Annotated in this window: 22 protein-coding genes; 14 read left to right on the top strand and 8 right to left on the bottom strand. The window is 60.7% G+C overall.

Translation table 11 applies throughout. From position 1 onward, the window contains the following. Positions 1-620: 620 nt before the first annotated feature. From PQQ51_RS11795 to PQQ51_RS11770, 6 genes are all read left to right on the top strand, one after another. Positions 621-1,289 carry a GntR family transcriptional regulator gene (locus tag PQQ51_RS11795; RefSeq protein ID WP_408496962.1) on the top strand — a complete coding sequence of 223 codons (669 nt, stop codon included), beginning with the start codon at positions 621-623 and terminating at the stop codon, positions 1,287-1,289. Positions 1,290-1,405: 116 nt separating this feature from the next. Continuing rightward, complete coding sequence (locus PQQ51_RS11790) at positions 1,406-1,561, top strand: DUF3309 family protein (RefSeq protein ID WP_408496961.1); 156 nt, start codon at positions 1,406-1,408, stop codon at positions 1,559-1,561. A gap of 674 nt (positions 1,562-2,235) precedes the next feature. Further along, on the top strand, positions 2,236-2,709 hold the full coding sequence (locus PQQ51_RS11785; RefSeq protein ID WP_408496960.1) for an Lrp/AsnC family transcriptional regulator: 474 nt from the start codon (positions 2,236-2,238) through the stop codon (positions 2,707-2,709). 220 nt (positions 2,710-2,929) lie between these two features. Beyond that, positions 2,930-3,559, top strand: a complete 630-nt coding sequence (locus tag PQQ51_RS11780) for a nitroreductase family protein (protein ID WP_408496959.1) — start codon at positions 2,930-2,932, stop codon at positions 3,557-3,559. Between the two features lie 115 nt (positions 3,560-3,674). After that, positions 3,675-4,154: a hypothetical protein gene (locus PQQ51_RS11775; protein WP_408496958.1), complete on the top strand. Its 480-nt coding sequence runs from the start codon at positions 3,675-3,677 to the stop codon at positions 4,152-4,154. A gap of 12 nt (positions 4,155-4,166) precedes the next feature. Further along, positions 4,167-4,976 (top strand): 4'-phosphopantetheinyl transferase family protein, encoded by an 810-nt coding sequence (locus PQQ51_RS11770; RefSeq protein ID WP_408496957.1) that lies wholly within the window; start codon positions 4,167-4,169, stop codon positions 4,974-4,976. 22 nt (positions 4,977-4,998) lie between these two features. Here PQQ51_RS11770 and PQQ51_RS11765 read toward each other — a convergent pair whose 3' ends face one another. The 5 genes from PQQ51_RS11765 to PQQ51_RS11745 are packed head-to-tail and all read right to left on the bottom strand — an operon-like array spanning position 4,999 to position 8,924. Next, complete coding sequence (locus PQQ51_RS11765) at positions 4,999-5,700, bottom strand: 4'-phosphopantetheinyl transferase family protein (protein ID WP_408496956.1); 702 nt, start codon at positions 5,698-5,700, stop codon at positions 4,999-5,001. A gap of 1 nt (position 5,701) precedes the next feature. Next, positions 5,702-5,905: a hypothetical protein gene (locus PQQ51_RS11760; RefSeq protein ID WP_408496955.1), complete on the bottom strand. Its 204-nt coding sequence runs from the start codon at positions 5,903-5,905 to the stop codon at positions 5,702-5,704. Between the two features lie 28 nt (positions 5,906-5,933). Continuing rightward, positions 5,934-6,170 (bottom strand): DUF2783 domain-containing protein, encoded by a 237-nt coding sequence (locus PQQ51_RS11755; RefSeq protein ID WP_408496954.1) that lies wholly within the window; start codon positions 6,168-6,170, stop codon positions 5,934-5,936. Positions 6,171-6,218: 48 nt separating this feature from the next. Further along, a complete protein-coding gene (locus tag PQQ51_RS11750; protein WP_408496953.1) occupies positions 6,219-7,919 on the bottom strand; it encodes an FAD-dependent oxidoreductase in 1,701 nt (566 codons plus the stop codon). A gap of 45 nt (positions 7,920-7,964) precedes the next feature. After that, a complete protein-coding gene (locus PQQ51_RS11745; protein ID WP_408496952.1) occupies positions 7,965-8,924 on the bottom strand; it encodes an MBL fold metallo-hydrolase in 960 nt (319 codons plus the stop codon). 269 nt (positions 8,925-9,193) lie between these two features. Between PQQ51_RS11745 and PQQ51_RS11740 the strand changes: the two genes are divergently transcribed. The 4 genes from PQQ51_RS11740 to PQQ51_RS11725 all read left to right on the top strand — a co-directional run bounded on the left by PQQ51_RS11740 (position 9,194) and on the right by PQQ51_RS11725 (position 12,972). After that, positions 9,194-10,063, top strand: coding sequence for an IclR family transcriptional regulator (locus PQQ51_RS11740; RefSeq protein WP_408496951.1), 870 nt, complete (start codon positions 9,194-9,196; stop codon positions 10,061-10,063). Then, complete coding sequence (locus PQQ51_RS11735) at positions 10,060-10,872, top strand: IclR family transcriptional regulator (RefSeq protein ID WP_408496950.1); 813 nt, start codon at positions 10,060-10,062, stop codon at positions 10,870-10,872. The genes PQQ51_RS11740 and PQQ51_RS11735 overlap by 4 nt, the downstream gene beginning before the upstream one ends. Positions 10,873-11,005: 133 nt before the next feature. Then, complete coding sequence (locus tag PQQ51_RS11730) at positions 11,006-11,779, top strand: hypothetical protein (protein ID WP_408496949.1); 774 nt, start codon at positions 11,006-11,008, stop codon at positions 11,777-11,779. Between the two features lie 161 nt (positions 11,780-11,940). Continuing rightward, positions 11,941-12,972, top strand: a complete 1,032-nt coding sequence (locus tag PQQ51_RS11725; RefSeq protein ID WP_408496948.1) for a MerR family transcriptional regulator — start codon at positions 11,941-11,943, stop codon at positions 12,970-12,972. A 4-nt stretch (positions 12,973-12,976) separates the two neighbouring features. Here the strand turns inward: PQQ51_RS11725 and PQQ51_RS11720 are convergent, their stop codons facing one another. From PQQ51_RS11720 to PQQ51_RS11710, 3 genes are all read right to left on the bottom strand, one after another. Continuing rightward, entirely contained in the window at positions 12,977-13,840 is an 864-nt protein-coding gene (locus PQQ51_RS11720) for a MurR/RpiR family transcriptional regulator (protein ID WP_408496947.1), read from the bottom strand. Positions 13,841-13,943: 103 nt separating this feature from the next. Further along, positions 13,944-15,026: an ABC transporter ATP-binding protein gene (locus PQQ51_RS11715; RefSeq protein ID WP_408496946.1), complete on the bottom strand. Its 1,083-nt coding sequence runs from the start codon at positions 15,024-15,026 to the stop codon at positions 13,944-13,946. A 70-nt stretch (positions 15,027-15,096) separates the two neighbouring features. Then, positions 15,097-15,870: an SDR family oxidoreductase gene (locus tag PQQ51_RS11710; RefSeq protein WP_408496945.1), complete on the bottom strand. Its 774-nt coding sequence runs from the start codon at positions 15,868-15,870 to the stop codon at positions 15,097-15,099. Between the two features lie 291 nt (positions 15,871-16,161). On the opposite strand from PQQ51_RS11710, the gene PQQ51_RS11705 reads away from it, so the two are divergent. The 4 genes from PQQ51_RS11705 (at position 16,162) to PQQ51_RS11690 (ending at position 20,101) form a co-directional block, all read left to right on the top strand. Beyond that, positions 16,162-17,394: an ABC transporter substrate-binding protein gene (locus PQQ51_RS11705; RefSeq protein WP_408496944.1), complete on the top strand. Its 1,233-nt coding sequence runs from the start codon at positions 16,162-16,164 to the stop codon at positions 17,392-17,394. Between the two features lie 164 nt (positions 17,395-17,558). Next, a complete protein-coding gene (locus PQQ51_RS11700) occupies positions 17,559-18,449 on the top strand; it encodes a carbohydrate ABC transporter permease (RefSeq protein WP_408496943.1) in 891 nt (296 codons plus the stop codon). After that, positions 18,446-19,297 carry a carbohydrate ABC transporter permease gene (locus PQQ51_RS11695; protein WP_408496942.1) on the top strand — a complete coding sequence of 284 codons (852 nt, stop codon included), beginning with the start codon at positions 18,446-18,448 and terminating at the stop codon, positions 19,295-19,297. The genes PQQ51_RS11700 and PQQ51_RS11695 overlap by 4 nt, the downstream gene beginning before the upstream one ends. 123 nt (positions 19,298-19,420) lie before the next feature. After that, complete coding sequence (locus tag PQQ51_RS11690) at positions 19,421-20,101, top strand: GIY-YIG nuclease family protein (protein ID WP_408496941.1); 681 nt, start codon at positions 19,421-19,423, stop codon at positions 20,099-20,101. The last annotated feature ends 296 nt before the right edge of the window (positions 20,102-20,397 follow it).

Raw genomic sequence — 20,397 nt, 5'->3', positions numbered from 1 at the left:
GCAATAAAAAACAAAACTGGAATTCACCGGGCTCGCCGCGATTCGAACGGCGGGCCTTTCTGGACGACATTGGGGGATGGACTACACGCCGCGCGCACTCATCCAACTGGAGTGCGTTGGCAAAACGACGCGACGGCACGATCCGGACAACCGATCAAACCGCTTGTGCGTTGAGGAGACCGGCCTGATAACCCCCGACCAGGCCGGTCGTTGACACGAACTTCGAGCTTCCCGCTTCACGACGACTACTTGCTACTGTTTGTCTGTCTTGTGCACCGCGCAATCAATAAAGCAGCAAGCATGCCAATTGGCAGATCCGCTGCTGAGATTTTGCGGCGATCGGCGTGAAAGTCTTTCTGGATAAGGCTTTTTGGGGTTTTCTCAGGCTCGTCGGGGTCGGGAAAAACTACCCGGAAACGTGTGCGGAAACACGCTCGTTACGTAACGTCGCCCGTAACGGGCCGCGCCGATCTCGGGCGATAAAGCGGGTGTTGTGCGACGCGGTAGGCCTCCTCGCCGCGAATCGGCTGCCGACACCGACTTATAATGGCCGCCACGACTCTCCCAACTTGCGCGGCAAAAGACGCTCCTAACCCGTCGGCGAAAACAGAAACGCTCTCATGACCACGTTGCGCGAAAAGTCCACCGATTCGGTGTATCAACAACTCCGCGCAAAAATCCTCAGCAATGAATTTCGTCCCGGCATGCAATTGCTCGAACGGGATCTCGTCAGTCTTTTCGGCGTGAGTCGAACGCCGGTTCGCGAAGCGCTCGTGCGTTTGCAAAAAGAAAACCTGCTGCAAATCATTCCGCGTCACGGGATTCGGGTGCGCCAGGTTTCGCTCGCGGACATCGAAGAAATCGACCAGGTGCAGACCAGTCTCGAGGCGACGGTCGCGGGCGTCGTCGCGGCAACGAAACAACGGGTGAAGGACCTCGCGCCGTTCGAGCAGGCCTGCAACGCAATGGATCGCGCGTTCGCGAAGAACGACCCGGACGCATGGGCCAACGCCGATGAAGCCTTCCATGCGCATCTGCTGAAACTCGGCGGCAACCCGCGGCTCGCGCAAATCGTCAACGAGTGCTGGGATCAGATTCGCCGGGTGCGGGATCTCACGCTGCGTCTCACTACACTCGCGGATCTGCCCGCGCCGCAGCATCGCGCGATACTCGACGCCATTCGCGCCGGCGACAGCGCCGCCGCAGAACGACTCTGCCGTGCGTACCGCGCACAGTGCCTGCAATTTCAGATCGACACGTTGCAGCACTTTCGCATTCTCGAAGTCTGAGAGCTTGCGAGCGTCACAACCTCCGCACCGCTATTTCCGCGTTGTTCTTCCCGTTGGGCACACCGTTTGCTCAACAGGAAGAAAGGCAAATCCTGTCAACCAAGCGGAGGTCATATATGTTGGGAACTATTCTTCTGATTGTGCTGATTCTTCTTCTGATCGGTGCTTTTCCGTCGTGGCCGCATAGCCGCTCGTGGGGTTATGCGCCGACCGGCGGTATCGGCATCGTGGTGATCGTCGTGATCGTGTTGCTGATCGCCGGCGTGATATAGGCGCATTGAAGTACTCGGTTCAGCAACCGAGGTGACTCGACAGTCAGTGCGGACTCAGGCACGCCGGATGCTCAATAGAAATGGCACTGACACACTTCATCAATACGAAAGGAGATCACATCATGCCTTACCTTCTCGGCTGGCTTCTCGGCGTCCCGGTGATCGTACTGGTCATCCTGTACCTCATTTTCCATTGACCCTTGTAGCGAACCGTCAGCACTCCGGTTCAATTGCCATTTCCTTGCGTCGCGACCAGTCGTTCATGGTCGCGCGTCCTGAGACGCCCGAAGGTTAGGCGTCTTCTTTTTGCTGTTGGTCTGCCGTCAATCCCCTTATCGAAACGCAGCGCTGCGATTCCTGCTTGCAGGTAGCGGGGAACGACATGCGTCCATACCCGGCGAGCGCGTTTTCCGGTGCTGGTGGCGCCGGAATTCGCCCGCGTGCCGCCTTCCTGTGCGAGTAAAGGCGGCGAGACAACGGTTGCAGCTTGTGGCCGCGCAAAGCCGCCGGTCCGAGGCCGGCGGCCCGGACGGTTGTCCCGGGCATGAATGCATGGTGAAAATATACCCAGGCTCACGCTGGATAGGCTTCTTAAAGCAACGCACGTTGTTTCCGATTACGGGACATTATTCCTCTATAATTTTATTTGACAGAACAATCTCCCGAGAATGCGGATGACCACCCGAAATCGTCCACTGGACAACCAGGATCGCAAGATCCTGCGCGAGCTACAGAAAAATGCCCGTCTGAGTAACGCGGAGTTGGCCGAACTGGTCGGCATGTCGACTACCGCCTGCTGGAACCGTACGCGTCAGTTGGAAACCGACGGGTACATTCGCGGCTACGTTGCGTTGCTGGATCAGCAGAAGCTCGGTTTTGCCGATGTGGTGCTGCTCGAGGTCACGCTCAACCGCCATGACGAGGACGCGCTCGCGCGCTTCGGCGCAGAGCTCGCAACGCTGACCGAAGTGCTGGAGGCCTATCTGGTATCGGGCGACTACGACTATCTGGTCAAGGTGGCCGTGGACGGCACCGCGGGCTACGAACGCTTTCTGCGCGAGAAGCTCTACAAGATCGCGGGCATTCGTCACAGCCGTTCGATGTTCGCGCTGCGTTGTATGAAGAGCATTCCGTCGGTGCAGGTGTAGCGCATTCGGCGCGTGTGACGGCGTGCGGTTTTTTGCAGGCCGTGCGTTGGCCGTATTCATCGCCCCAGCTTGCGCGAAGCTCCAGCCGAGGACTCGAGCCCGCTTGCCGCTGCCCCCAACGCCATCCGTTTATCGGTAATGCATGTAAATGCGAATGATTTGCATTTACGAGAGATTTCGCTCATGATTGCGTCTAGACAATTTTCAAGTCCGACCAGACATGACCACGCTAGACCTCAACCGCCTCGAAACGGGCAGCGAAGCCCGGGCCGACGCCGCGCTCGACGTGCTGCTTTCGCGCCAGTCCCAGTGGCCGCTCACCGAGCCGGGACCGGCTCAAGCCGAGCTTGACCTGATCTTCGACGCCGCGTTGCGCGCACCCGATCACGGCAATCTGCGCCCGTGGCGCTTCGTCACGATCCGCGGCGAAGCACGCGGCCCGCTCGGCGACCTGCTGGTCGACCTCGCCAGCGCGCGCGCGCCGGACGAACCGCGTTCCGCGCATGCGCACCGCCGGCAGAAGGCGTTCGCCGCGCCGCTGATCATCGCGCTCGGCGCAGCCGTTTCGGCTCATCCGAAAGTGCCCGAGATCGAGCAATTGCTGGCGGCCGGCGCGGCAACGATGAACATGCTCAACGCGATCCACGCGCTCGGCTACGGCGGTTTCTGGGCGACCGGTCCGGACAGTTACGAGCCGCGACTGCGCGACGCACTGGGCTTCGCACCGAACGAACGGCTGCTGGGTTTTCTGTTCGTCGGCACCGCGAAGACGCCGGGGCAAACGCCGGCCCGTCCGGCACGCAGCAATCACGTACGCGAATGGCTGCCGCCGCAGCCCGCGAAAAGCTGACGCACGCACTGCGTCAGCGTCTCACCGTCGCATGCAACAAGCGCTGGCCTGCGACGCGGCACTCTCCCGATCAGGCCGGCGCGACTCATTGGACTGTGTCCATTCAGGAGTCTCGATGAATTTCCGCTCTCAATACAGCAGCCGTCCCGAACTGATCGACGACCATCAGACGGACAGCACCGACGCCTCCGAGCACACCGTACTGAGCGCCGTGCGCACCTGGCTGCGGCCGGGCTGCGAAACCGCGCGCAGTGGCGTGCACTGGCGCGACATCCTGAGCAGTGTCGGCTTGCGTCAGGACGGCATTGAACATTTCGATCTGCTGATGCGTTCGCTGATGCACGTGTCGTATCGTCCGCTCGACATGCGCTGCCGCTGCGCGAGCGAACTCGGCAAGGACGAAGCGGTGATCCTGCAAACCATCGCGCTGCTGCAGAAAACGCATAGCGGCGCCGCGTTGCGCATGTTGAGCGAATGGCTGCCCGCGCCGGCCGTCAGCGGCGTGCTGAAACTGATCCGCTGGTTTGCGATCGATCTGCTCGACGCCGGTCTCGAACTCGACGTGCAAGCGCGGCGCGTCTCGTACATGCATTGAGGACGCCAGCGTATGCCGATGGAACTGGCTTATTCCGCACTGCCGCGCGGACGCGACAGTGCCGACCTGAACGCGACGCACGTCGAACCGCGTGCGGGCGCGATGCACAGCCTGGTTGAAACAGTCGCGCCGCGCTTCGTTTCACAGCCGCTCACGCGCCACTATCCGCTCGACATCGGCGTGCCGCGCGCGGGCGAGCTGCATTTGTGGCGCTTTCGTTGCGAGTGGTTGCCGGTGCCCGTGCAGGAAGGCGACGGCTGGTTATCGAAGAGCGAACGCGAACGCGCGCGGCTGCATCCGAACGCGGCGCTGCGCAAGCGTTTCGTCAGCGCGCGCGTGGTGGCGCGCTGGATCGTGGGGAATCTGTTCGAATGCGAGCCGCGCGACGTCGATCTGCAAGACGACGGCAGTGAGAAACTGCGCGCGCGGCATCCGCGTGACGGACGGGGGATCACGCTCGATATCGCTTATGGCGGAATCTGGATCGTGATCGGCGTTTCGGCGGCCATGCTCGGACTCGGCGTCATGGTGCCGTCGCCTGGAGCGGCCGCTGAAGTGGATCAGGCAGACCGCGAGCGCCAGCTAGCCCGCTATGCCAGTTTGTGCAACGCGCTGCGCTATGCACCCGACGGCGTCGATCCGCATCAGTTGGGCAGCGACGCATCGTGGTGCGGCGTCGATCTCGCGCAGCATGGCCGCTGGCACGTGCTCGATCTGCCGATGGCCGGCAAGGTTCGCGCGGCCGTCGCGCTCGCGCAACCGGTCACCCACGTCTATGCGTTTGGTTGGCCGAAAACGTTAGCTCTGGGTGCGGACGTTTGAGTCTTCGCGATTGGCTCGTGTTCTAGCGGGCAATCGTTGCAGTCGACCACGCGACGCACGCCGCGTAAGCGTCCGGTGCCGCAATCCAGCACGCCGCGAGTTCGTGCATGTCGTCGGGAACGGGATCGCGCAAGGTCACCGCAGCGCTTTCGCGCGGCAACACGGTCAGATGCTGCAAACCACGTGCGATGCCCACGCCCGTGGTTTTGACCAGCGCTTCTTTCGCCACCCATGCGTCGTAGAACGCGGCACGCTGCTCGCCCGGATCGAGTTGCTGCGCGATCCATACCGTTTCGGTTGCCGCGAGTGTCAGCGCGGTAATTGAACGCCAATCGAACTTATCGTTGCGTTCTTCGATATCCACGCCCACTCGCCGCACGGCCGACATCGCGATGAGCCCGTACGCGCCCGCGTGCGATACGTTGAAATCGAGTGCGACGGAGTCGGCCAGTTGCGGACGGCGATTGGCATCGGCGGAGAAACTCACTGCACGCGCTGAGATGCCGAGGCGGCTGGCGATCTGCTCGCGTAGCGCGGCACGTACCGTCGCGAAACGCAGCGTGTCCTCGTGACGATAAAACGCTCGCGCGCGGTTGCGTTCGTCGTTGCTGAGCGATGCGAAAGCGGCGTCGTTCAACGACGCATCGAACGCGATATCGACGCGCCACAATGCAACATCGGGTGGCCCGTCATGCGGGATCAGAACAGGTTCGACAAAAGGCATGTCAGGATCGGCAGTCACGTGCCAGGTCGCAAAAGAATATCCGCGACTCTACCCGATCTGACGACTCAACTTGCGCCGCCGTCTTCATCTTCAGACGCCCTGCGTCCGCTTCGGCGCCCTGCGTCCGCTTCGGCGCCCTGAGCTGCAACGCGACGCCGCTCACGACCATCCACTGCCAGCCGAACATGCCCATCACGCCGCTCATGTCGCGTTTTATCGTGCTGCTAGTGTGTTCACGCCGCCAATGGATGCGGGTTGGCAGTTTGCGTCGCCGTTTGCGCCACACCTTCGCGCGCGTAGCGCATCGCTTCGAGCAGTGTCGCGTGATCGCCGATATGGTTGGCGAGCAACAGAATCAGTTGCGCATTCGCCGACTGGCTCTGTGCATCGTCGAGATCGCGGTGCATGTCGATCAGCGCCTCGTAGAAATCATCAGGGCGGCCGAGATTCGGTTGTGTGTTCAAGGTCATGTCTGTCTCCTGCTGTTTTTTCGCAGAGGCGTGCGATGCGCGACGGGCTCAGGCCGTCCCTTCGACACACAATGCGCGCTTCAACGCATGCTCGACCGCGCTCGCGTCGACGTGCCGCCAGCGCGCGCAAACGTGCTGATCGGGGCGCAGTAAATAAAACGTGCCGGGCTTTGCGTCATAACGAGCGGCAGCAAGGCCCTCGATGTCATGAACAAGCTTTGAAGGCGCGACAACTTGAGCACCGTCACTTGCGACGACAACAAGCTTCAGCGGGATCGGTCCGCGACGCAGCGCATCCACCGCAGCCTGCGTCGCCGAATCGATACCTTGCGAACCGCAGAACAGCACACCGGTGAATTGCTGACCGAGTTGCTGCAACAGCCACGCCGGTTGCCCCTCCACTAGCACCGGCGCATCGACGCACGACGCGCCCGGCACCATCGCCCCTTCAAAACGCTCGCTATCCGCTGTATTCAGCGGGGAATCCCGCAACACCGCCGGTACGGACAGTCGCCCGCTGTTCGTCAATTGCCGCGCGAACGGATGATGACGTGCGAGTTTCAGCACCGCATCGCGGAACACACGGCTGACGGCGCTCTTCGGCGTGATGAAATCGGTGGAACGCGTGGAATGGCGAATGTTCTCGTCGGCGGCGAATTCGCGTTCACTTGCGTAGGTGTCGAGCAATGCATCGGATGCCTTACCGTCAAGAACCGCCGCCAGTTTCCACGCGAGATTCTCGGCGTCCTGCACGCCGCTGTTCGCACCGCGCGCGCCGAACGGCGACACGCCATGCGCCGAATCGCCGGCGAACAGCACATTGCCGTGCCGGAAACGATCCATCCGCAAACACGAAAACGTATAGACGCTGACCCATTCCAGCTCGAACTTCGCGTCCTCGCCGAGCAACGCGCGCACGCGCGGGATCACACGCTCCGGCGTTTTTTCCAGCACCGGATCGGCGTCCCATCCCAACTGGAAATCGATCCGCCACACATTGTCCGGCTGACGATGCAGCAGCACCGACTGATTCGGATGAAACGGCGGATCGAACCAGAACCAGCGCTCGGTTGGGAAGTCCGCTTCCATCTTCACATCGGCGATCAGAAAACGGTCCTTGAACGTGACACCCTTGCTGTCGAGTCCGAGCAGATTGCGGATCGGACTGCGCGAGCCGTCGGCGGCCACCACATAGCGGCCGCGCAATGGGTATCGACCGTCAGGCGTATCGATCGTCAGCGTGACTGTGGTTTCGCTCGTACCCGCCGCGCCGTTCTGCTCCACGCCGACTACCTTGCTCTTCCAGCGGATCTCGAGATTCGGCAACTCCTGCGCGCGTTCGAGCAGAAACCCTTCGACGTAGTACTGCTGCAAGTTGATGAACGCGGGCCGGTTATGGCCCGCTTCCGGCTGCAGATTGAACGTGTACACCAGCTCATCTTTGAGGAACACCTTGCCGACATTCCAGCTGATGCCCTTCTCCACCATCCGTTGCCCGCAACCGAGCCGATCGAAGATATCGAGCGAGCGCTTCGAAAAGCAGATCGCGCGCGAACCCGTGGATAGCGAACAATCGTCGTCGACGAGAACAACCGGCACGCCTTGCTGCGCGATATCGATTGCGGTGGCGAGGCCCACCGGCCCCGCGCCGACCACGATCACGGGATACGCGGCCTGCTTGCCGTCGTCGCCGCTCTGCTCACGGCAACGACGATATTCAAACGACAGCGTCTGGTAGTTGATGCTCATCTGGTGTCTCCGTCTGTCTCTACCTTTTCTGTGCGCCTATTTCTGTCAGGCTTGCAGCGCGTCCCACATTTCCTTGTCGCGCTGCGCGGTCCAGATGCGCGGATGCGTGATGCCGCTCGCCTCGTCGAACGCACGGGACACGTCGAACGGCAAACAATGTTCGTAGATGAACACCTGGCCGAACTTTGGGTCCATCGCCTTGCGCGTGTGCGCCATCGCGGCCTTCAGATCGAGCTTCAGTTCGACGGCTTCGCGGCCTTGTTGCAGCAGCGTGGTGACGAAGTCTTTCGTGTAATCGAGGCCCTTGTGCACGTCTTCCGGCGTGGTGAGCGCGGGTCCGCGGCCCGGCACCAGCTTCTCGGCATTCAGCGCGCGCAGTGCTTCGAGCGTGGTGGGCCATTGCGCGAGTTGCGCGTCGCCGCAGTAGCAGGCCGCGTCGTATTCGACGAGGTCGCCGGAGAACAGCACCTTCTGCGACGGCAGCCACACAACCGTGTCGCCTTTCGTGTGCCCCGCGCCGAGATGCGCGATGCGCACTTCGAGCTTGCCGAGGAACAGCGTCATTTCCTTCTCGAACACGAGGGTCGGCCACGTGAGACCCGGCACTGTTTCGACGCCGGCAAACAGACGCGGAAAGCGTTCGATTTCCGACTTCATATCCGCTTCGCCGCGCTCGACAATCATCTCGTACGTGCCGCGGCTCGCGATCACTTCCTGCGCGCCTTCGTTGAAATACGCCGATGCGCCAAGCACGCGCACTGCGTGATAGTGCGACAGCACGACGTATTTGATCGGTTTATCGGTGACGCTGCGGATCTTCGCGATGAGGTCTTGCGCCATCGCCGGAGTGGCTGTCGTGTCGACGATCAGCACGCCGTCGTCGCCGACGATCACGCCCGAGTTCGGATCACCCTCGGCGGTGTACGCGTACGCGTTCTCGGACAACTGGGTCCACGTGACTTTCTTGACTTCCAGGTCGGCCTGGGATGCGAATGCCTTTGCCATGCTTGTCTCCCTCAAAAGTGTGGACGTGAGGCGAGACGGCCGGCTGCGCGTTGCATCGCGTTCGGTACTACGCGCGGACTGACGGTATTGGAGGATGTCTCGCCCCGTTTTGACTCTGTGACTGCGCCGGTATGTCGGGGTGAAGCCATCTTATGGCTGTCTCAGAATATTTGTCAATAGCGAAATGTATCGCTATACGCAAATTACCAGACGCCTAAGATGGTCGTGAGAGAGGCGGGGCATCCGCTAACATGGACCCTTTTTCAGGGATGAGTCGAGGCGTGAGCAAGGCAGCCAAATCAGGCGTGGGCAAAGGTGCGAACGGCGGCGAGACGGCCGACGGCGGCAAGACCCAGCGCGGTATTCAAAGCGTCGAGGTCGGTGGCCGCGTGCTGCAGGCGTTGGCGCAAGCGCGCAGTCCGCTGGCTTTGTCCGATCTGGCGGCCGCCGCGCAACTCGCGCCGGGCCAGGCGCATGCTTATCTGGTGAGCTTGAGCCGTCTGGGCCTGATCAAACGCGATGAATTGTCCGGCCGCTATGAGCCGGGTCCGCTCGCGTTGCGGCTCGGCTTGATGCATCTGCAAAACCAGCCGGCGTTTCGCGCCGCCGTGCCGCGCGTGGCGGCGCTGGCCGAGGCGATCGGCTTTAGCGTCGCGATCTGTATCGGCGGGCCGCAAGGGCCGACCATCGTTCGATATGAGCATGCGGGTTTTCCGCTGCATGTGAATCTGCACGTGGGTACGGTGATGTCGCTGCCGGCGACGTCGACGGGACGCGTGTTTTGCGCGTATTCGCCCGACGAAGCCATCGCGGCGATGTGGGCGAATCAGTCCGGCGACGCGACCGGTGCAATGGTGCCGGCGGCCGAGCGCGCCGCGTTCGACAAGGTTCTGGCGGCGATCCTGAAACGTGGACTGGAAAGCAGTATCGATGCGCCGAGCCCCGGCATCAGCAGCCTGAGCGCGCCGGTGCTCGATGCCGACGGCCGCCTGTGTCTCGCGCTCACGGTGATCGGCCCGACCGGCGCAATCGACGTCGCCGACGACGGCCCTATCGCTCGCGCGCTGCTCGCCGCCGCTCATGACATCGGCGCAGAGCTCGCCGCCCTGCCCTCACTTCTGGCTCCTTCCGCATCGTGACCGACTCTCCCGACACCGTCGACGCCAAACCGCAGCGCGGCATCCAGTCGCTCGACAGCACCGGCGAACTGCTCGCCGCGCTGGTCACCGCCGCGCGGCCTTTGAGCTTGCGCGATCTGGCGGCGGCGGCCGGCATGCCGCCGGCAAAAGCGTTTCCGCATCTGGTGAGCCTGTTGAAGATCGGTCTGCTGAACCGTGATGCGACAGGTTGCTTCGAAGCCGGCCCGTTGGCGCTCGAACTTGGCTTGATCGGCTTGCAGCGTTTGTCGCCGACGCGCGAAGCCGAACCGGAGGTGGTGGAACTGGCCGCCTCGACCGGGATGAGCGTCGCGATGGCAGTGCTAGGGCCGCTGGGGCCGACCGTCGTCCGGCTGGAAGAATCGGCGCGTCCGCTGCATGTGAGCTTGCGGGTCGGCACGGTGATGTCGCTGGTGAATACCGCAATCGGGCGCGTGTTCGCCGCGTATGTCGCCGATGACGTGCGCCACGGTTTGCTTCAACAGGATCATTTGCGGCTGGCCGGCGCCGCGGCGGCATCGGAGGGAGCGACGAAAGCCTACGTGGAGCGGCTCGCGCAAATCCGCGCCGCCGGCATCGATACCGCGCTGAGTCGGCCCGTGCCCGGCATCAGCACGTTGGCCGCGCCGGTGCTGGACCACACCGGCAGCATCTGCCTCGTGCTCGCGCTGATGGGACCGAGCGGCAGCTTCGATAGCGAAGTGGCGGGTCAGCCGGCGCACACGCTAAAGGCCGCGACGCTACGGTTGTCGCGGCGCTTCGGCTGGATCGCGACGGATGGCGCGGGCTAAAAAAGCGGCTTTGGCCGATCGATTGCAATCGTTTTTTTGGAAAAATGGCGTTTTGCAATCGTTTTGAGAGTCGAATAATCAAAACTAAGCGGAACGGACGGTTCGCACGCGCTTTGTCCCCGGATCGAAAACCATGCCGCAGGTCGGTTACCAATGGCTATCCAACACCTACGGCGTCGTGCCAGTGCACCCGTTCGCGGTGCGCAGCGAGATCGGCCGGGTTCGCTCCACCTCCACCGACGGTGACATCCGCCGCGAGATTTATCCGGAAGCCTACCGCCCGGCCGCCAACCTGCCAGGTCATCTAGGGTTCGCGTTCCGCTGCGAAGGCATTCATCTGGAATTCCTCGCGCGGCTCTACGCGCTGCCGGCAGTACGCAGCGAACTGGAAGCCTGGATCGCCCGCGAACCCACCGGCGCCTACGCGCGCCGCGCGTGCTTCTTCTACGAATGGCTGATGCCGCAAGTGCTCGAACGTTTTTCGCGCCCGCTGATGCAGCACTACGCGGATCAATACACGTTCGGCAAGACGAAGATCGCGGCAGACGGCGTCGAATACAACCTGCACTTTCAGGGTTACGACGACGCGTTACCCGCCTGGCGCTATCCCGATCTGACCGCGCACGTCGTGTATCTCGCGGACGTCATCGACGCGACGCTCACGCATGAAATGCGTGTCGAAGCGCGTTTTCTGCATGCCAACGACAAAGCACGGCGTGCGATCAAGGAATTTCTCGAAGCACCGGACACCGATCTCGACCGCATCATCCGTAGCATCCGGCAGAACGGCAACAGCGTGTCGAACAGCTTGCGCAAGCGCTACCCGATTTTCGACGAACGACCGGAGTTGAGCACGCAGATCATCGAGGCTGTGACCGATGCATTCTCGGACGAGAACCACGAGTAAGCGCTAACAAGGTCGACACGCCGGGTCGACACGCATTTGCCGCTCACCGGCTTGTTGACGCTTTGTTCGACGACTCGCCATGAATCACGCCACAAACGATTTGACCCGGCCCTTGGGGTCGACACGATGATGCAAGTGGTCCGTCAACGAAGAGGTTTTCCATGAATCGTTCCACTGTGTTTTTGAGCGCATCCGCAGCAGCGCAGCGCCTTGGTGTGTCCATCAAGGCGTTGCGCCTTTACGAGCAGCGTGGCCTCGTGACGCCGCAACGCACTGCGGCGGGGTATCGAAGCTACGGTCCCAAGGAAATGGCGCGGGCCGCAGAGATCGCCGCACTGCGGGCGCTCGGTCTGAGTCTCGCGCAAGTGTCGCGCGTGCTGGAAGGTGATCCGCGGAGTCTCGAGCCTGCATTGGCCGCGCATGAAGCCGCGCTCGAAGGCGATATCCGCCGCCTCGTGCAAACGATCGATCGGATTCGCGGGATTCGCGCCGGGTTAGCTAGTGGCCAAGTACCGGCCGATGGAGAGTTGGCGCGCGTGCTGAACCCGTCCGCAACATCGAGCGTTTCGTTCGAGTTGCCTTGGCCTTGGGGCGGCGAGCGGTTCGAACTCAACGAGATCAGGCCGCTGAACTACATCATCGGACCGTTGGGAAGCGGCAAAACACGCCTCGCGATGCGTCTCGCCGAGCAGCTTCCCGATGCCGCATTTCTGGCTCTCGATCGGGTGAAAGAAGGCAACGCCGCAGCGCGTCTCGAAGCCGACATGGCGCTTAAAGCGCGCGTCGATCGGACGCTAACGTGGCTCGTCGATGAAGGCGCTACAAAATCCGAAGCACTCATCGCGTTGCTCGCGAGTCTCGAAGCGGAAGCACCTGCCGTGCTAGTCGTCGATATGGTGGAGCAAGGACTGGATCAGACGACGCAGGAAGCGTTAATCGCCCTTCTTCGCCAACGCGCAAAATTCGGCGCACGTCCGCTGTTTTTGATGACACGTTCGTCGGCGATTCTGGATCTCGCGGCAATCGGCCCAGAAGAATCGATCATTTTCTGCCCGGCCAATCACAGTCCGCCGAGCCGTGTCGCGCCTTATCCGGGATCGCCGGGATATGAGGCGGTCGCGACATGCGTCGCGTCCCCGGAAGTTCGCGCGCGCACGGCCGGCATGATCGCGTGGCGCTCTGAAGCGGCATAAGCGTTCAATCCCCCGTCGCCTCCGGCTCATGCGAAGCCAACCTGGCCTTCGCATGCCGCATCTTTTCCAATGTCTTCGGCCCGGCTTTCAACGCGACGCCAATCGCGAGCGCATCCATGATGCAAAGATGCACGAGCCGCGACACGCCTGGCGTATTCGGATCGACCGGACTCGGCACGCGCAGCAGCAAAGGAATGTCGACCAACCACGCAAGCCGCGAGCCGACGTTAGTCAACGCAATCGTCGTCGCGCCCCGCTCCTTGGCGATCTGAATGCTCTCGTTCACTTCGACGCTGCGCCCCGAATGCGAAATCGCGAACGCGACGTCGCCCGGTTCCATCAGACCCGCGTAGAGCCGCTGCAAATGACCGTCGGTGAAAGCGGTCGCTGCAATATCCAGCCGCAGAAACCGCAACGCCGCATCCTGCGCGACGAGCCCCGAGCCCGACCCCACGCCGAAAAAAAACACCCGCCCCGCGCTCGACAACGCCGCAATTGCGCTTTCCACCACCACCGGGTCCAACGCGCCGCGAGCATGCGTGATGCCGTCGACCGCCGCCTCGCCGACTTTATCCATCAGCGTCTGCACGTCGTCGTCGCGCGCGACTGCGGTCGACGCATACGGCATCCCGCCCGCCACGCTCTGCGCCAGTTGCATCTTGAAGTCGCGCAGACCATGCGCGCCGATCGCGCGGCAAAAGCGCGTGACGGACGGCTCGGACACCTCGGCGCGCTGCGCGAGCTCGGTGATGCTCGCGCGCATCGCAAAGTCGACGTCGCTCAGCACCATGTCGGCGACCTTGCGCTCGGCGGGCCGCAGATTGGCCAGTGCGCCGCGGATGTGGGGGATCAGGTTCGGTGCGGACACCCAGTGTTCCTTAAGGGTTAAATGAATCCGCGTCGCGCCGCAGCTTCGTTCGCTTGCCTCAGCTTGAATCGGCTTGATTCAGCCTCAGGCGGCAACACGCGGTTCAGACCAGCCTGCGTCCACTCTCCGTATCGAATAGATGGATGTGCTCGGCCGGCAGGCGCAGCGTGACGCGCTGTCCGGGCTCGACCTTCGAGCGCTGGCGAGTCGTCACACACCACGTGCTGCCGCCTATTTTCCCGTATAGATGGGTCTCCGCGCCAGTCGGCTCGACGACTTCGACTTCGAGCGTCGCGTCCGGCGTCGCCGACATCGTCTCGATGTGCTCGGGCCGCACGCCGAGCGTGATCTTCGCGCCGATGCGCGCCGAAGCCGGCACGCTTTCCAGCACGATCTCGCCGCCGTCGGTCAGTTTCAGCACGTGGCCCTGGCCGCCTTCGCGAGCGGCCAGCACGCCCTCCGCAAAATTCATCGACGGCGAACCGAGAAAGCTCGCCACAAAAAGATTCGCCGGATGGTCGTACAGATCGAGCGGCCGGCCGACCTGTTCGATCCGCCCCGCGTTCATCACGACGATACGATCGGCCATCGTCATTGCTTCGATCTGATCGTGCGTGACGTAGATCACCGTGTTCTTCAGACGCTGATGCAGCGCCTTGATTTCCGTGCGCATCTGCACGCGCAGTTTGGCGTCGAGATTGGACAGCGGTTCGTCGAACAGAAACACCGACGGCTCGCGCACCACCGCGCGGCCCATCGCGACACGCTGACGCTGACCGCCGGACAGCGCGCGCGGCAAGCGGTCCAGATAGCTGCCGAGGTTCAGCATCTTCGCCGCGGCTTCGATACGCGGCTTGAAACTCGCCGACGATTCCTTGCGAATGCGCGGCCCGAACGCAATGTTTTCGTAGACGGACAGATGCGGATACAGCGCGTAGCTCTGGAACACCATCGAGATATTGCGTTGCTGCGGCGCGAGCGTATTCGCGCGCGTGCCGCCGATCATCAGATCGCCGCCGCTGATTTCCTCGAGCCCGGCCACCATCCGCATCAGCGTGCTCTTGCCGCAGCCGGACGGCCCGACCAGCACGACGAACTCGCCGTCGTCGATGTCGAGATCGATGCCGTGCACCACTTGCGTGTCGCCATAGCGTTTGAAGATGCCGCTCAGTTGCACTGCTGCCATGCTGTCCTCATCGTCGTGCTTCGTTGACTCAGGTTTTTTCGTCGCTTGAAGCGTGCTGCGTTTCGCGCGTTCACAGCGATTCGAGCGTCAGTTCTTCGGCCATCAAACGGTTGCCGGCCATCAGGCCGCCGTCCACCGGCAACGTGACGCCGGTGATCACTCGCGCCATCGGCGACGCGAGGAACAGCACCGCATCGGCGATGTCGTCGGGCGTCGCGAAATCGCGCAACGGGTACCACTTTTTCAGGTCCTCGAAGACCTGCGGATTCTTGTCGACGCGCGCCTGCCACGCCTGCGCTTTCACGGTGCCCGGACAGACGATGTTCGCGCGAATCCCATAACGGCCGAGTTCGATCGCGAGCGCCTTCGTGTAGCTGATCAGCCCCGCCTTCGCCGCGCTGTACGCCGGATGACCGAGCGCGGCCAGGCCGTTCACCGAGCCGATCAGCACCAGCGCGCCCGTCTTCCGCTCGATCATCGACGCGCGCACCGCTTCCACCGTGTGATACGTGCCGTTCAGATTCAGATGGATGTCGCGTTGCCAGCTCGCGGCGTCGGTGGTGGCGAGCGTCATGCCTTCGGCCGCGCCCGCGTTGGCGACCAGCACGTCGACCGGGCCGCGCGCTTTCACCGCTTCCGCCACTGCGCGCTTCACCGCGTCGGCATCGGCGAGATCGACGGCCACCGGCGTGACCTGCGCCGCGCCCAGTTGCGAAGTCAGCGCGCCGAGTGCGGTCGCGTCGATGTCGAGCGCCAGCACCGTGTCGCCCTGCTCCACGAAACGTTTGCACAACACGCTGCCGATTCCGCCGCATGCGCCCGTTACCAACACCACACGATTCATCTGCGTCCTCGCTCCTGAAGCGGTTGCCGACAACGGTCTCACGGCTCACCGGGCTTGTAAATTTCCTACATAACCACTGAACGGCAGTTGTCTAGTCATCCCGAAGATTGGGTATCCGTTGCTTCGCGTTATGCAGAATATCCCTGCTTTACAGCATCTTATGCACAAAACTGGCTGAGAAAAAATATGGCAGACCCTACGTGACAAGCTATTTTGCGTCATGTAGGATTTTTTCAAACAATTTACCCCAAAGCGGCCGGCGACGGCAGCAGACCAACTAAGGAGAGAGAAATGTCGTTGCATGCCCGTGCTTCCCTCGCGCTCGGCAAAGTTGCCGTGGCGCTGGCTTTTGCAGGTATCGCCGTCGCGGCACACGCCGACACGGTTCGCGTGACCGTCGCGCATTACAGCGATGCGACCGCCCCGCACTTCGAGAAAATGGCCCGCAACTTCGAGAAGGCCAATCCCGGCACGACCATCAAGATCGAAGACGTGAACTGGGACACGCTGCAACAAAAGCTGCAAACGGACATTTCCGGCGGCGCGAACGCCGACCTCGCGATCGTCGGCACGCGCTGGCTGCTCGACTTCGTGAAGGACGACGTCGCCGAACCGCTCGACGGCTACATGGACGCGAACTTCAAGGCCCGCTTCATCGGCCCGTTCCTCGCGCCGGGCGAGATCAACGGCAAGGTGTACGGCCTGCCGATCGCCGCTTCCGCACGCGCGCTCTACTACAACAAGGATCTGCTCGCGAAGGTCGGTTACCCGGACGGCCCGAAGACGTGGAACGACGTGATCGAAGCGTCGAAGAAACTGAAGGCGCAAGGCGTGGCCGGCTTCGGTCTGCAAGGCAAGGAAATCGAAACCGACGTCTACTATTACTACGCGCTGTGGACCAATGGCGGCGACGTGGTCGGCAAGGACGGCAAGGCCGCGTTCAATTCGCCGGCCGGCATCAAGGCTGCGACGCTGTACAAGAGCCTGATCGACCAGGGTCTGACGCAACCGGGCGTGACCGGCTACAGCCGTGAAGACGTGCAGAACCTGTTCAAGCAAGGCCGCGTCGCGATGATGATCTCCGCGCCGTTCCTCGCGAAGCAGATCAAGAAGGAAGCGCCGAACCTGAAGTACGGCATCGATCCGATCCCGACGGGCACCGCGCACGCGACGTATGCAGTGACCGACTCGATCGTGATGTTCAAGAACTCGAAGGTGAAGAAGTCGGCGTGGAAGTTCCTCGACTATCTGTTCACGAAGGAACCGCGTGTCGAGTTCACGACGACCGAGGGTTTCCTGCCGACCACGAAGGCTGAGGCAACCGATCCGGCGTTCAACGATCCGGATACGAAGGCGTTTGTCGCGCTGCTGCCGACCGCTCATTTCGCGCCGACTGTGACCGGTTGGGAAGATACCGCGAAGGCTGTGACCGATGCGATGCAATCGATTTATCTGGGTAAGGCCAAGCCGGCTGATGCGTTGAATGCGGCGGCTGCGCAGGCGAATAAGTCGCTTGGGAAGTGATTTTCTGGTTTCGTTTTGCGTTGTGATTTTTTGCTGAACACGGGACGCGCGCCGCTTTTGCGTTGCTATGCAGGCGGTGCGCGTTTCGGTTTTGATGCACGTTTTTTCGGCCCATCCCGTCGCGTCGGCTCTGTTATGCCGACGCGTCTTACGATCGAGCACGCATGAGCCGTTCCGCTTCTTCGCGCCTGCAAGCGCCCTGGTTGCTGATTGCGCCGAGCCTGGTGTTGGCGCTTTTTATCATCAGCTATCCGATTTTCAACATCGTGTGGCAATCGCTGCACGACGTTTCGCGCTTCGGCGCGATTCGCGATTTCACCGGCCTGGATAACTTCTCGGCTATTTTTAGCGATCCTTCTTTTCTCGCTGCCGCGCGGCGCACGATCATCTGGACCGTGTTCGTGGTGGGTGGGACGGTGCTGATTTCGGTACCTGTCGCGCTGATTCTGAATCAGGATTTTTATGGCCGCGGCGTGGCGCGCACGATCGTGATGCTGCCGTGGTCCGTCTCGCTGACGATGACCGCCGTGGTGTGGCGCTGGGCCTTCAACGATGACTACGGGATGGTTAATGTCACGTTGCAGCGGCTGGGGTTGATCGGCGGCCCGATTCACTGGCTCGCGACGCCGGAGCTCGCTTTTCCGGTGGAGATCGCGGTTGGGATTCTGGTTTCGATTCCGTTTACGGTGACGATTCTGTTGGGTGGGTTGTCGTCGGTGCCGGGGGATATTTATGAAGCCGCGCGGATGGATGGGGCTACTGCGTGGCAGCAGTTTCGTCAGTTGACGTTGCCGCTGTTGAGGCCGTTCATCAATATGACGATCCTTCTGAACGTGATCTATGTGTTCAATTCCTTCCCGATTATTTGGGTGATGACGCAGGGCGGACCGGATAACAGTACGCATATTCTCGTCACGTATCTGTATGAGCTCGGGTTCCGGTTGGGGCGGCCTGGTCAGGCTGCCGCAGTCTCGCTGATCATGCTCGTCATGCTGTTCATTTTCTCGATCGCCTATCTGCGCATGCAGCCCGCGAAAGAAGGAGATCCGTCGTGATGCTTAGCGCGAAGATGAAGCGGTCGTTGTGGTGTTGGTTGGCTCTGGCGCCGCTGGTTGTCGTTGTGTTGTTTCCGTTTGCTGTGATGTTGTTTACTGCGCTGAAGCCGGCTTCGGAGATTTTTGTTTATCCCGCCAGGTGGCTGCCTGTGCATTGGCAGTGGAGCAATTTTTCGGATATGTGGGTTGCGGCTAATTTTGGAGTCGCGCTTAGGAATAGTTGTGTGATTAGCTTTTTGTCGACGGCGTTGGCGTTGGCGGTGAGCTTGCCGGCGGCTTATGCGCTGGCCAGGTTTCCGTTTCGTGGGAAGGGGTTGTATTCGCAGTTTTTGCTGGTGACGCAAATGCTGTCGCCTATCTTGCTGGTTGTGGGGTTGTTCCGGCTTGCTGCGATGATTCCTTATGGGGATGGGAATCTGGTTGACTCCAAGATTGGGGTCATTGTTTCTTATGCCGCGTTCAATATCGCGTTTGCGGTTTGGATGTTGTCTTCTTACTTTCAGACCGTGCCGAGGGATCTTGAGGAGTCGGCCTGGCTCGAAGGCTGTAGTCGGACGAGGGCTGTTTTTAAGGTCTTTTTGCCACTGGCTGTGCCTGCGATTGTTGTTACGGCGATCTTTACTTTTATTAATGCGTGGAATGAGTTTGCGGTTGTTTATACGTTGATTCGGTCGCCGGAGAATAAGACTCTCACCGTTCAAGTCACCGATATGGTCGCTGGGAAATATGTTGTCGAGTGGCATCTGGTGATGGCCGCTACTCTTTGTGCGACGTTGCCGGTTTCTATTGTGTTTGCCTGGTTGCAGAGGTTCTTGGTTAAGGGGTTGGCGTTGGGGGCGGTGAAGTAAATTGCGGAAAAAGCGAAGGAGTTGGTCTGCCTTGTACACAAAATTCGAGCACCCCTGTACTGACGCCAAATATTGGTTGAGCGCGACATGTAGATATTTTAAACTTGATCGTTTGATCTTCTATTGGATATCGCCGTGGCATCTGGGTATGTTTACCTTCTCATCAACCCCTCCATGCCGGGCATGGTCAAGGTTGGATGCACCTTGCGGGACAGCAAGTTCAGAGCACGAAAACTGTACACAACGGGCGTGCCAACTCCATTCGAAGTGGCCTTCGAAGTGTTCACAGAGGATCATGAAAAGCTGGAAGGAGAATTACACAGCCGACTCGCTAATTTTCGTGTCAATGACGATCGAGAGTTTTTTCGCTATCCGCTGAAAGATATAATTAGTCTTGTCCTCGATCTAAGTAAAAATAAAAATGATCCGGACTCTGAGTTTGGAGCGGTAAGCATTTTCCATCGATTGAAGGAAAAATATAATAACTGGATGGATCCGTCTATAGCAGACGTTCGCATTGTTCAAACCAACGAAAGAGTGTGGCTGGAAATTACGTGGGAGAAAACGATTGCAGACTACCTTAAAGACCAAACCATCAAACGAACTGATCTTGCGTTCATATGTGGCGACGATGAAGAAAGCAACTACTTCCAGCGAGATGACACTGTCACTATTAATGCCAAAAAATTTACCGAAGATTTCGATGCTTACTCAATCATGATGGTGACGGATCTATTCAGCGATGCCGCATGCCGAGAAATTGGAGAAATATTTAAACCGCAATGGCAATCGGCAGAAAAATAGATGATTGGCCTTACACACAAAAATTTACGTGTAGGCAGCATCACCTGACTCGACAAACAGTGTCTGTTAATTTTGTCACTCCCCAATTTGATAGCCATCGTTCCCGGCGCGAGTAGATCCAACGGGATTAGCACGTTCCGACAATGAAAAAAACGGTGATCGTGGCGAGCCAAAGTGGCCCCACCTTTCCTATTTCCATCACCGAGAAGCCCGTCTGTCAATCTTATTTTTTAATTGCGTCAGCGTGTGCATCGACACGAAGCACGGCGGCTCTATTGAAAAAAACGCACACATAT

The sequence above is a fragment of the Paraburkholderia xenovorans genome (assembly GCF_046030735.1).
GTDB classification, from domain to species: Bacteria; Pseudomonadota; Gammaproteobacteria; order Burkholderiales; family Burkholderiaceae; genus Paraburkholderia; species Paraburkholderia xenovorans_A.
The sequence above is the reverse complement of the archived record's forward strand: the minus strand, read 5'-3'. Positions and strand labels throughout refer to the sequence as shown.